At 64.5% G+C, this 11,725-nt stretch carries 13 protein-coding genes and 1 pseudogene; 10 read left to right on the top strand and 4 right to left on the bottom strand.

What is annotated here, in order from left to right:
* The 5 genes and pseudogenes from EOA29_RS12005 to EOA29_RS11985 all read left to right on the top strand — a co-directional run.
* Nucleotides 1-339 (top strand): annotated as a pseudogene (locus tag EOA29_RS12005) (DNA replication and repair protein RecF); the annotation flags it as partial.
* Between the two features lie 274 nt (nt 340-613).
* A complete protein-coding gene (locus tag EOA29_RS12000; protein ID WP_126090337.1) occupies nt 614-1,369 on the top strand; it encodes a molybdopterin-synthase adenylyltransferase MoeB in 756 nt (251 codons plus the stop codon).
* Nucleotides 1,370-1,373: 4 nt separating this feature from the next.
* Entirely contained in the window at nt 1,374-1,862 is a 489-nt protein-coding gene (locus EOA29_RS11995) for a GNAT family N-acetyltransferase (RefSeq protein WP_126090338.1), read from the top strand.
* The gene (locus EOA29_RS11990; RefSeq protein WP_126090339.1) at nt 1,859-3,112 is read left to right on the top strand and encodes an aconitase X catalytic domain-containing protein; all 1,254 of its coding nucleotides are present in this window, start codon (nt 1,859-1,861) and stop codon (nt 3,110-3,112) included. The genes EOA29_RS11995 and EOA29_RS11990 overlap by 4 nt, the downstream gene beginning before the upstream one ends.
* Nucleotides 3,109-3,522, top strand: coding sequence for a DUF126 domain-containing protein (locus EOA29_RS11985; RefSeq protein WP_126090340.1), 414 nt, complete (start codon nt 3,109-3,111; stop codon nt 3,520-3,522). Before EOA29_RS11990 ends, EOA29_RS11985 begins: the two co-directional genes overlap by 4 nt.
* A gap of 3 nt (nt 3,523-3,525) precedes the next feature.
* On the opposite strand, the gene EOA29_RS11980 is transcribed toward EOA29_RS11985, so the two are convergent.
* Complete coding sequence (locus EOA29_RS11980) at nt 3,526-4,527, bottom strand: D-glycerate dehydrogenase (protein WP_126090341.1); 1,002 nt, start codon at nt 4,525-4,527, stop codon at nt 3,526-3,528.
* A gap of 168 nt (nt 4,528-4,695) precedes the next feature.
* Here EOA29_RS11980 and EOA29_RS11975 point away from each other — a divergent pair, with 168 nt between their 5' ends.
* On the top strand, nt 4,696-5,253 hold the full coding sequence (locus EOA29_RS11975; protein WP_126090342.1) for an SH3 domain-containing protein: 558 nt from the start codon (nt 4,696-4,698) through the stop codon (nt 5,251-5,253).
* Here EOA29_RS11975 and EOA29_RS11970 read toward each other — a convergent pair.
* A complete protein-coding gene (locus tag EOA29_RS11970; protein WP_126090343.1) occupies nt 5,243-5,623 on the bottom strand; it encodes a DUF4260 domain-containing protein in 381 nt (126 codons plus the stop codon). The two genes, EOA29_RS11975 and EOA29_RS11970, sit on opposite strands and share 11 nt — an antisense overlap.
* Before the next feature lie 8 nt (nt 5,624-5,631).
* Complete coding sequence (gene irrA, locus EOA29_RS11965; RefSeq protein WP_126090344.1) at nt 5,632-6,063, bottom strand: iron response transcriptional regulator IrrA; 432 nt, start codon at nt 6,061-6,063, stop codon at nt 5,632-5,634.
* Nucleotides 6,064-6,309: 246 nt separating this feature from the next.
* On the opposite strand from irrA, the gene fabA reads away from it, so the two are divergent.
* The 4 genes from fabA (at nt 6,310) to EOA29_RS11945 (ending at nt 10,653) form a co-directional block, all read left to right on the top strand.
* Entirely contained in the window at nt 6,310-6,825 is a 516-nt protein-coding gene (fabA, locus tag EOA29_RS11960) for a 3-hydroxyacyl-[acyl-carrier-protein] dehydratase FabA (protein WP_027165888.1), read from the top strand.
* A 126-nt stretch (nt 6,826-6,951) separates the two neighbouring features.
* Entirely contained in the window at nt 6,952-8,172 is a 1,221-nt protein-coding gene (fabB, locus tag EOA29_RS11955) for a beta-ketoacyl-ACP synthase I (protein ID WP_126090345.1), read from the top strand.
* Between the two features lie 12 nt (nt 8,173-8,184).
* Nucleotides 8,185-8,997, top strand: a complete 813-nt coding sequence (gene fabI / locus EOA29_RS11950) for an enoyl-ACP reductase FabI (RefSeq protein WP_126090346.1) — start codon at nt 8,185-8,187, stop codon at nt 8,995-8,997.
* Between the two features lie 102 nt (nt 8,998-9,099).
* Complete coding sequence (locus EOA29_RS11945; RefSeq protein WP_127220933.1) at nt 9,100-10,653, top strand: bifunctional diguanylate cyclase/phosphodiesterase; 1,554 nt, start codon at nt 9,100-9,102, stop codon at nt 10,651-10,653.
* Between the two features lie 55 nt (nt 10,654-10,708).
* Here the strand turns inward: EOA29_RS11945 and EOA29_RS11940 are convergent, their stop codons facing one another.
* Nucleotides 10,709-11,716, bottom strand: a complete 1,008-nt coding sequence (locus EOA29_RS11940) for a class I SAM-dependent methyltransferase (RefSeq protein ID WP_126090348.1) — start codon at nt 11,714-11,716, stop codon at nt 10,709-10,711.
* Nucleotides 11,717-11,725 lie beyond the last annotated feature (9 nt).

Raw genomic sequence — 11,725 nt, 5'->3', positions numbered from 1 at the left:
CTCGACGGTCCGCATCGCTCGGACCTCGTGGTGCGTCACCGGCCGAAGTCGATGCCGGCCGAATTGTGCTCGACCGGCGAGCAGAAGGCGCTTTTGGTCGGCATCGTGCTGTCGCATGCGAGGCTGACCGGCGAGATGTCAGGTCTGACGCCCGTCCTTTTGCTCGACGAGATCGCCGCGCATCTCGACAGCGGACGGCGTGCCGCCTTGTTCTCCATCCTCGAGGAGCTGAACTGCCAGGCCTTCATGACCGGCACCGACGCCGCGCTGTTTTCCAGCCTCGCCGGACGCGCGCAGTTCCTGACGGTCGACCACGGCAGTGTCGGGCCGACCGGCTAACCTTTTGAGGAACCCAGTGGGCGTCAGCGCTTGCCTTCGGGACAAGGCTTCGCCTTGCCCGTACTTGCTCTGCGGGACAAGGCTTCGCCTTGCCCGTACCTGCCCTGCGGGACAAGGCTTCGCCTTGCCCGTACCTGCCCTGCGGGACAAGGCTTCGCCTTGCCCGTACCTGCCCTGCGGGACAAGGCTTCGCCTTGCCCGTACATGCCCTGCGGGACAAGGCTTCGCCTTGCCCGTACATGACAAGGCTTTGCACCAGCTATAAGGTCCAGCCATGACCGATGCCGCCCTGACCGACGAAGAGCTCGAACGCTATGCCCGCCACATCGTGCTGCCGGAAATCGGCGGCCCCGGCCAGCAGAAGCTGAAGCGGGCGCGGGTGCTGGTGATCGGCGCCGGCGGGCTGGGGGCGCCTGTGCTTGAATATCTTGCCGCGGCCGGCGTCGGCACGCTCGGCATCGTCGATGACGACGATGTCTCACTGTCCAACCTGCAGCGGCAGGTGATCCATGGCAGCGACACGATCGGCATGGCGAAGACCGACAGTGCAAGGGAAGCGATCATGCGCATCAATCCCAACGTCAAAGTCGAGTTGCATCGCCTCAGGCTGACGGCGGAAAACGCCCCTGCCCTCGTCGCCCGCTACGATGTCGTCGTCGACGGTTCCGACAATTTCGAGACACGCTATGCGCTGGCCGATGCGTGCGCGCTGGAAAGCAAGCCTCTGGTCACCGCCGCCGTCGGCCGCTTCGACGGCTCGGTGACGGTGCTGAAACCGTACGAGACCGGCGCCGACGGCAAGCGCAATCCAGGTTACCGCGACCTTTTCCCGGAAGCCCCGCCCGAAGGGCTGGTGCCGTCCTGCGCCGTTGCCGGCATCGTCGGCGCGCTGACCGGCGTCGTCGGCACGCTGGAGGCGATGGAAGCGATCAAGCTGATTGCCGGCATCGGCGAGCCGCTGGTCGGCCGGCTGCTGCTTTATGACGGGCTCACCGCCCGCTTCGACACCGTCCGCTACAAGGCGGTCTGAGCCCATGGACCAGTTGGCCGCTCCCCTTGTCGCCAAGCTTCCGCCAGACTTCGCGGAGTGGGACGAATTGCTGGCGCTGATCCGGCGCGCCTTCGCCTATATGGACGGCGTCATCGACCCGCCATCCTCGGCGCATCGGCTGACGCCGGAAAGCCTCAGGCGCAAGGCGGAGCAGGAGACGGGTTTCCTGGCCGTGGAAAACGGCCGGATCGTCGGCTGCATCTTCGCGCTGGAGAGGGAGAAGGATTTCTATGTCGGCAAGCTTGCCGTCGAGCCCGGCCTGCAGGGGCGGGGGATAGGCGGGCGGCTGATGCAGGCTGTCGAGGATCTTGCCCGCCGGCGCGGCAAGCAGACCATCGAGCTGCAGACGCGCATCGAACTGACTGAGAATCATGCGGCCTTCGCCCGGCTCGGCTTTCGCGAGACCGGGCGCACGGCGCATGAGGGCTATGACCGGCCGACTTCGATTACCATGCGCAAGGTGCTGTCTTGAGCCTCGCGCTCAGCCCTGAAGAACAGGCAATTGTCGCCGGCAAGGACGGCGCCGCCATGGCGATGCGCATCGTCGCCGAGAGCGCGCGGCTGCTGGGGGCGCCGCGGCTGATCCCGATCGCCTCGGCGCATATAGACGGCGCGCTCTATCACGGCGATTCCGGCACGCTGTTCGCCGAGCGGCTGGTCGAAGGCGGCGCCAGGGTCGCGGTGCGCTCGACGCTCAATGTCGGGGCGCTCGACCTGATGGGCTGCTCGCGTATCCGGCTGGAAGAGCCGCAGCGCGGCATGGCGCGGCGGATGATGGAGGCCTATCGCAGGCTCGGCTGCGAGCAGAGCTGGACCTGCGCGCCCTATCAGGCCGGGCACAGGCCAATGCTTGGCAGCGACGTCGCCTGGGGTGAGTCCAATGCCGTGGTGTTCTGCAACTCCGTGCTGGGCGCCCGCACGAACCGCTATGGCGACTTCCTCGACATTGCCTGTGCCATCACCGGCCGGGCGCCGGACTATGGCCTGCATCGCCCGGAGAACAGGCGGGCAAGGCTGGTATTCGACGTCTCTGGCCTCTCGGCGACCTTTCTCGCTTCCGAGATCGCCTGGCCGGTGCTGGGCAGCCTCTATGGCCGTGAAGTGGGCAATGCCATAGCCGTCGTCACCGGCGTAACCAATCATCCCGGCGAAGATGCGCTGAAGGCGTTCGGCGCTGCCGCGGCATCATCCGGCGCCGTCGGCCTGTTCCACATTGCCGGGGTCACGCCCGAGGCTCCGGATTTGGAAACCGTTCTGGCCGGGCCGGAACCGGAGGCGACGATCCGCGTCACGCCGCAGATGGTGGCGAAGGCGCGCGACGGCCTGTCGACGGCGGCTGCGCCAAAAGCCATCGACGCGGTCGCGATCGGCAGCCCGCATCTGTCGCATGCCGAGTTCGACATGCTGGAGCGGCTGATCGCCGAAAGGCGGCTCGCCGTGCCGATCTACGCCTGCACCGGCCGTCACGTGCTTGCCTCGCTGGAGCAGGACGGCCGGCGGCAGCGGCTCGAAACAAGCGGAGTCGTCATCGTCGCCGACACCTGCGTGGTGGTGACGCCGATCATGCCGGAGCTCAGCAACGGCGTGCTGATGACCAATTCGGGGAAGTTCGCGCATTACGCCCCCGGCAACACCGGCTATGCGGTGCTCTATGCCTCGCTCGCCGACTGCGTCGAAAGCGCGATCGTCGGCAAGCCGCGCTTCACGGATATCGCCGCATGAGCGCCGCCACCGAAATCCTGGTGCCGGGCAAGGCCGGCGAAGGCGAAGCCCTGGTGCTGACGGCGCCGATCAGCTTCTGGGGCGGCGTCGACCCGAAGACCGGCTGCATCGCCGATGTCCGCCACCCGCAGCATGGCGAGACGGTTTCCGGCCGCGTGCTGTTCCTGCCGGGCACCATCGGCTCGTCGTCGGCTTCGGCGGTGCTGATGGAGCTGGTCCACAACGGCCGCGCGCCGGCGGCGCTGGTGCTGCATGAGCCAGACGCCATCCTTTTGCTCGGACTGATCGTCGCCCGGGAGATGGGCTGGGAAACGCCCATGGCGGTGCGGCTTGGGCACGGCGCGTTCGACGCCTATCGCGGCAGCATCGTCAAAGTCGCCGGAGACGGCGCCCTCATCGTCGCCGCCTGAATTTCAGGTCCTGAGCGGCAGAACGCGATCCGGCGGACGGTGGCCGTCGAAAAAGGCGCGAATGTTGATGATCACCTTCTCGCCCATGTCGATGCGGCCCTCGAGCGTGGCCGAGCCCATATGCGGCAGGAGAACGACCTTGCCCTTGTGGGCGAGCCGCAACAGCTTGCTGTTCAGCGCCGGCTCATGCTCGTAGACGTCGAGGCCGGCGCCGGCGATCTTGCCGTCCTGGATCAGCTTGACCAGCGATTCCTCGTCGATGATGTCGCCGCGCGCGGTGTTGACGATGTAGGCGGTCGGCTGCATCAGCGCCAGGCGCCGGGCGGACAGCAGATGGAAGGTCGCCGGCGTCGACGGGCAGTTGACCGAGATGATGTCCATGCGGGCGAGCATCTGATCGAGGCTTTCCCAGTAGGTCGCTTCCAATTCGTCCTCGACCGCCGGCAGCACGCGATGGCGGTTGTGGTAGTGGATCGACAGGCCGAACGCCTTGGCGCGCCTGGCGACCGCCGTGCCGATGCGGCCCATGCCGACGATGCCGAGCCGCTTGCCCCAGATGCGACGGCCGAGCATCCAGGTCGGCGACCAGCCGGCCCATTTCTTCTCGCCGGTGAGCACATTGGCGCCTTCGGCCAGCCGCCGCGGCACTGCCAGCATCAGCGCCATGGTCATGTCGGCGGTGTCTTCGGTGAGCACATTCGGCGTGTTGGTGACGGTGATGCCTTTCTTGGCAGCCGCCGCGACATCGATCTTGTCGACGCCGTTGCCGAAATTGGCGATCAGCTTCAGGTTCTCGCCGGCCTGGGCGATCAGCGCGGCATCGATGTGGTCGGTGATGGTCGGGACCAGCACGTCGGCTTCCTTGACCGCCGCGACCAGCTCCGGCTGGGTCATCGGCCGGTCCTCGACATTGAGCCGCGCGTCGAACAGCTCGCGCATGCGGGTTTCGACCGGATCGGGCAGCTTGCGCGTGATGACGACGAGGGGCCGTTTTTTGCCTGCCATTTTATCCCCGAAGCTTCCTCGAAACCGATCTCGTTGAGACCTCTTTAACCAAGACCGGCGAAACTTGTAGCCGATCGCGGCATCAGCCCACTCCTGTAACAAGCGGTGCCGCCGAAGACAAAGAAAAAGGGGCGCTCATCCCTACGGAACGGCGCCGAAAGGAACAAGGTGTCTGGTTTCGCGTCGCTTCGCCTGGCTTTCAGCGCAGCCGTCCTCGGCGCTTTGCTTTGTGCTCCGCAGGCGTCCGCGCAGGGCGCGGCCACGCCGGCACAGACAGTGACCTTGGGGCCGAGCGGCTTGCCACTGCCGCGTTTCGTCAGCCTGAAATCGGGCCGCGTCAACTCGCGCGTCGGCCCAGGCGCCAATTATTCGGTCGACTGGATGTACATGAAGGCCGGGCTGCCGATGGAAATCATCCAGGAATTCGACACCTGGCGTCGTGTGCGGGACGCGGACGGCTCCGAGGGCTGGATCAACCAGTCACTGCTTTCGGGCCGTCGCACGGCGATCGTCGCTCCGTGGCAGCGCAGCAAGGGCGGCCGAATCAATCTGCTCGATGACCCCGACAAGGATGCCGGCGTCGTCGCCATCCTCGAGCCGGGCGTCATGGGCTCGATCAAGAAGTGCGACGGTCAGTGGTGCGAGATGACCTTCGACGGCCATACTGGCTGGATCGCCCAGTCGCAGGTCTGGGGCGCCTATCCGGGCGAGAAGGTCAAGAACTGAGCTTGCCCCGGTCGCGCCCGATGCGGCCGAGATGCGTATCCTGAAAACCGGTGGATAGCTTCAAACCGTAGCCAAGGGCGCGGTCGATGGCGATATGCACGATCCAGACGAGCGCCACCGCCGTCGTGACCGGACCGCCAAACAGGACGCCGGCGAGCGCAAGGACGAGCGGGGCAATCAGGATGTGCAGGGCATTATAGGCAATCGCACCGATCTGCGGCCCGGCGAGATAGCCCAGCATCGACAGGTCCGGCACCAGGATGAGCAGCGCAAACAGCCACCACGAGACACCGGTCATTTTGTAGAAGACGATTGCGGCCGCGGCGGCGGCGACCCATTCCAGCCGGATCGTCAGATCGAGGGACCGCATCGCGCGGATCAATCGCGGCGCTTGGGGCGCAGCCTCACGACGATGTCGACATTGGCTATCTCCATGCCTTCCGGAGGCTCCGGCAGGTTGGAGACGCTCACCGGACCGCTGGCGATGTCGAAGATCCGGTTCTCGCCCTCGACATAGAAATGATGGTGATCGGACGTGTTGGTGTCGAAATAGGTCTTGGACCCTTCGACGGCGAGGATGCGCAGCAGCCCGGCCTCGGTGAACTGGTGCAGCGCATTGTAGACGGTCGCTAGCGAAACCGGCACGCCGGCGGCGATCGCCTCTTCATGCAGTTCCTCGGCCGAGAGATGACGGTCGCCCTTGGCGAAAAGCAGATCGGCCAGCGCGATACGCTGACGCGTCGGCCTCAGGCCGGCTTCGCGAACCCGCTTGTCCACAGCGACATTTTCCTTCCGGCAGTCCGAATCCATCTATCCCGTCGAAGCCCGTGGCCCAGCCCCATAGACAGGTCCAGAATGGCAAAAAGACGTCATCGCCAAAAACTGGACACCTCCCGACATATATTCTGTCGTCCAAATGCGATCAATAGCGCGCATTGACCCAGGCAGGCGCACGGGTTAAGCGCAAACGCCGGTTTCCGGCCACAAACAGAGTGTGTTAGGAAACCAACGACCGAGGGCGCCCTGCCGCCCGGAACGAAAACGGGGACGGAGTCAATGGCGGGTCAAAAGTCCAGTTACGATTACGAAGAACTGCTTGCCTGCGCCCGCGGCGAGCTGTTCGGACCGGGAAACGCCCAGCTGCCCTACCCGCCGATGCTGATGTTCGACCGCATCACCGAGATCAGCGAGACCGGCGGCGCCTTCGACAAGGGTTTCATCCGCGCCGAATTCGACATCAAGCCGGATCTTTGGTTTTTCGCCTGCCATTTCATCGGCAATCCGATCATGCCGGGCTGCCTGGGCCTCGACGCCATGTGGCAATTGACCGGCTTCTATCTCGGCTGGCTCGGCGAGCCGGGCAAGGGCATGGCGCTGTCGACCGGCGAAGTGAAGTTCAAAGGCATGGTGACGCCGTCGGTCAAGAAGGTCGAATACGGCGTCGACTTCAAGCGCGTGATGCGCGGCCGCCTCGTGCTCGGCATCGCCGATGGCTGGCTCAAGGCGGATGGCGAACCCATATACGCGGCAACGGATCTGAAGGTCGGCCTGTCCAAGCAGTCGGCCGCCTGATCGCTTTTCGCCACGAGGCCTCGCGTGTCCGGCGGATGCGCGAAGCCGCCGCGGCAGTTTATTTTGCGTATGATCGAAGGCGAAAACCGACTAGGTTTTCGCCAAGTGCGCCGGAAGGAGTTGTGAATGAGACGGGTCGTAGTGACAGGCCTCGGCATTGTGTCGTCGATCGGCAACAACGCCAATGAGGTGCAGGCCTCGCTTTACGATGCCAAGTCCGGCATCAGCTTTTCCAATTCCTTCGCTGAGCACGGCTTCCGATGCCAGGTATGGGGTGCGCCGACACTCGACCCGTCGCCGATGATCGACCGCCGCGCCATGCGTTTCCTGAGCCAAGGTGCGGCCTGGAACCATGTCGCCATGGATCAGGCCATCGCGGACGCCGGGCTCGGCGAAAGCGACATCACCAATGACCGCACAGGCATCGTCATGGGCTCCGGCGGACCGTCGACCAGGACCATCGTCGAGGCCGCCGAAACGACACTCAAGAACGGCAGCCCGAAGCGCATCGGTCCATTCGCGGTGCCGAAGGCGATGTCGTCGACCGCTTCGGCCACTTTGGCCACCTGGTTCAAGATCCACGGCGTCAACTATTCGATCTCGTCGGCCTGCTCGACCTCGGCGCACTGCATCGGCAATGCCTATGAGCTGATCCAGTGGGGCAAGCAGGACATGATGTTCGCCGGCGGCCACGAGGATCTCGACTGGACGATGTCGGACCTGTTCGACGCCATGGGCGCCATGTCGTCGAAATTCAATGACAAAGCATCGACTGCTTCCCGTGCGTATGACGTCAACCGCGACGGCTTCGTCATCGCCGGCGGCGCGGGCGTTCTGGTGCTGGAGGAGCTGGAGCACGCCAAGGCGCGCGGCGCCAAGATCTATGCCGAGATCGTTGGCTACGGCGCGACCTCCGACGGCTACGACATGGTTGCTCCTTCGGGAGAAGGCGCTGTGCGCTGCATGCGGCAGGCGCTTGCCACGGTGTCTTCTCCGGTCGACTACATCAACACGCACGGCACCTCGACGCCGGTCGGCGATTCCAAGGAAATGGGCGCCATCCGCGAAGTATTCGGCGACAAGATGCCGTTCATCACCTCGACCAAGTCCCTCACCGGCCATTCGCTGGGTGCTGCCGGCGTCCAGGAATCGATCTATTCGATCCTGATGATGCAGGGCGGCTTCATTGGCGAGAGCGCCCATATCGAGGAGCTCGATCCGGAGTTCGAGGGCATGCCGATCGTGCGCAAGCGCATCGACAACGCCAGGATCGACACCGTTTTGTCCAATTCCTTCGGTTTCGGTGGCACCAACGCAACGCTGATTTTCCAGCGCTATTCCGCATAAGGATTGCCTTTTATGGACGGGCTGATGAAGGGCAAGCGCGGGCTTGTCATGGGGGTCGCCAACGATCATTCGATCGCCTGGGGCATCGCCAAAAAACTGTCCGAGCACGGGGCGGAGCTTGCCTTCACCTACCAGGGCGACGCATTCGGACGGCGGGTCAAGCCGCTTGCCGAGAGGCTCGGCGCTTCGCTCGTCGTGCCTTGCGACGTCGAGGACAGCGCCTCGGTCACCGCGACCTTCGAGACGCTCGGCGAGGCCTGGGGCGGGCTGGATTTCGTCGTCCATGCCATCGGCTTTTCCGATAAGAACGAGCTCAAGGGCCTCTACGCCGACACCAGCCGCGACAACTTCGTGCGCACCATGGTGATCTCCTGCTATTCCTTCACCGAGGTTGCACGCAATGCCGCCGCGCTGATGACGAACGGCGGCTCGATGATCACGCTGACCTATGCCGGGTCGGTTCGGGTCATGCCGAACTACAATGTGATGGGCGTCGCCAAGGCCGGGCTCGAGGCAAGCGTGCGCTATCTCGCCAATGACTACGGCCCACGCGGCATCCGGGTGAACGGCATCTCGGCGGGGCCGGTGCGGACGCTCGCCGGCTCCGGCGTTTCCGACGCCCGCCACATGTTCTCCTATCAGCAACGCAATTCGCCGCTGCGGCGCACAGTGACCATCGACGAGGTCGGCGGGTCGGCGCTGTACCTGCTCTCAGATCTGTCCTCGGGGGTTACAGGCGAGATCCACTATGTCGATTCCGGCTACCACATCGTCTCCATGCCGGCGCTCGAGGAACTGAAGCAGACCGATGGCGGCCGCGAATAGTTCGCTATTGAAAACAGTCCTTTCCAGTAAAATTGCGCGCATTGGCGGAAACTCATTTTAAGGAGATATCCGCTAGAAGGTCCTGCAATCTGGGGGCCTTGCATGACCGCAGTCAGCAATCCGAGGCGGACGCCGCTGTTCCGGCTGATCACCGTGGCCAGCTCGGGCATGGGCAGTTTTATCCTCGGACTCTGGGGGCTGCGGTTCGGATTCGGCGATGGTCTGGCCGGCATGCCGGCGGAGACGATGGCGGGCGTCATCGCCGCGCTCTGCGCCCTTTCCGCCGGCGGTGCCGCGCTCTCCTTCTTCGCGGGCATCGATGAATCGGCCGATTATGTCTTCAAGGAAACGCATTTCGACAAGCTGACCGGCCTGCTGTCGCGCCCGGCCATGGTCGGCAGGATCGCCGCGGCCGCGTCGGACACGATCCGAACCGGCGAGCCGGTCTACCTGATCGATATCGACATCGACCGCTTCAAGCAGATCAACGATGCCATCGGTTACAGCCTTGGCGATGAACTGATCCGAGCCTTCACCAAGAGATTGAGGGACAACATGCCCGAGGGCGCGGTGATCGGGCGCATCGGCGCCGGCGAATTCGCCGTGCTGCTGCCTGACCGCGAGATCCGGGGATCGCTTGAGCGATCCCTCGACAAGCTCATCAACCAGATGACGGAGCCCTACCAGCTCCAGACGCACCTGCAGTCCGTCAGCATGTCCATGGGCATCGTGGCAATGCCGAAGGACGGCGTCGATCCGGTGCTCATCCTCCGTCGCTCGAACCTGGCGCTGCAGAATGCGCGCGCAAGCGGCATCGGCAACTGGTCGGTCTTCCATGCCGATATGGGGCGGGTGGCGGACTATCGGCAATGGATCGAATCCGAGCTGAAAACCGCCTTCGACCGCGGCGACTTCAATCTCCATTACCAGCCGCAATTCGACCTGCCGAGCGGCCGCGTCGTCGGCTACGAAGCGCTGATCCGCTGGAAGCACCCGGAACGCGGCATGATCCCGCCGATGGAGTTCATCCCGATCGCCGAGGAAACCGGCATGATCAATCCGATCGGCGAATGGGTGTTGCGCAAGGCCTGCAGCGACGCCCAGTATCTGCCGGAAGATTGCTTCGTCGCCGTCAACATCTCGCCGGTCCAGTTCATGACCAAGGACTTCGTCGGTATCGTGCGCGAAACGATGGCATCGACCGGCATCAAGCCGTCGCGGCTGGAGCTCGAAGTCACCGAGACGGCGATGATGCAGGATCGCGACCGTGCGGCCGTCATCCTGCAGCAGCTCGCCGACATGGGCATCTCGGTCGCCGTCGACGATTTCGGCACCGGCTATTCGAACCTGAGCTACCTGATCGATTTCTCGTTCGGGAAGCTGAAGATCGATCGTTCCTTCGTCAGTCGCATCGACACCGACGCCAGCTCCGGCGCGGTGGTCTCGACAATCGTCGGTCTGTCGCGGGCGCTCGGCGTCGGCATCATCGCCGAAGGCGTCGAAACCGAGAACCAGGCGACGCTGCTGAGGGCAGCGGGCTGCGAGGTGGTGCAGGGCTATCTGTTCGGCCGGCCGGCGCCGCTCAAGATCCAACTTGGACAGGCGCGCGCCGCCTACGGCACTCGCGAGCCCGCACGCCTCGTCAGCCTGCAATAATCCCCGGTTCAGATCGTCGATATTCAGTTGCGGACGGAAAACCGCTGCGCTGCTTTTACCGTCGCGCCGAAAACACCTTGAACATGCCGTCGCGGGCAATCTCGGCATGGCTGGAAAAGGCGGCCGCCAGCACCTGTTCATAGGGCAATTGCCGGTTGGCGACCATGAGCAGACGCCCGCCCGACTTCAGCGCCCTAGATGCAGCATGGATCATGCCGGCGCCGATACCGGGCTCGGCCGCCCGGCCACTGTGAAAGGGCGGGTTCATGACGATGGCGTCATAGCGCCGCTCAACGGTTTCGGTGAGCAGATCGGCCCAGAAGAAACGCGGCTCGACGGCATTGCGGACATTGAGCCTGGCTGCTTCCAGCGCTTCGAAATCTGCTTCGTAGAGGTCGAGGCCGGAAAGGCCCGGCGAGCGTTCCGCGACTTCCGCCGCCAGATAGCCCCAGCCGGCGCAGAAATCGGCGAGATTGCCCGTCAAACCGTCAGGCAGGCGTTCCGCCAGGAGCTTCGAACCGGCGTCGACGCGATCGAACGAAAACATGCCGGGCGCGGTTCGAAAGCGCTCTTCCACGATCAGATCGGGATTGGCGGCCCGAAGCGCCTCGGCCGCCTCCTTTCCGGCCTGGCGGAACCAGAAGGCGACACCGTGATGCTTTGGCAGATGACCTTCGAGCGCCACCAAAATATTGATGCGTTTGCGCAGGCTGTCGATGCCATCGTCCTTGCCGCCGGCAACGACGATCAGCCCGCCTGGCGCGACACGCTCAAGAGCTTCGGCGATGCGCAGCTCGTTCTGGCCGCGATGGCGCCCGGCGAGAACCAGGGCGGCATCGAAGCCGGAGCCTTCCGCCCGCGGCGTGACCGTGCAGCCGGCCGCCTGCAGGGTGCGAAAATGCGGTCGAAAGCCTTGCACGAGATGCAGCGCCGCATCGAACCCGTCAGGCAAACGAAAGCCTGGTTCGGCGCCGAGAAACAGAACGCGGGCGCCTTTTCGCGGCAGAGGGAGGGCCTCGGCCTCGAACGGATAAAACAGCGTTTTCAGCGGCTCCGCGGCCATTCACATAAC

Origin of the sequence: Mesorhizobium sp. M1E.F.Ca.ET.063.01.1.1, assembly GCF_003998155.1 — a bacterium.
Lineage (GTDB): Bacteria > Pseudomonadota > Alphaproteobacteria > Rhizobiales > Rhizobiaceae > Mesorhizobium.
Note: the sequence above shows the minus strand (reverse complement) of the source record. Positions and strands in the feature narration are given on the sequence as shown.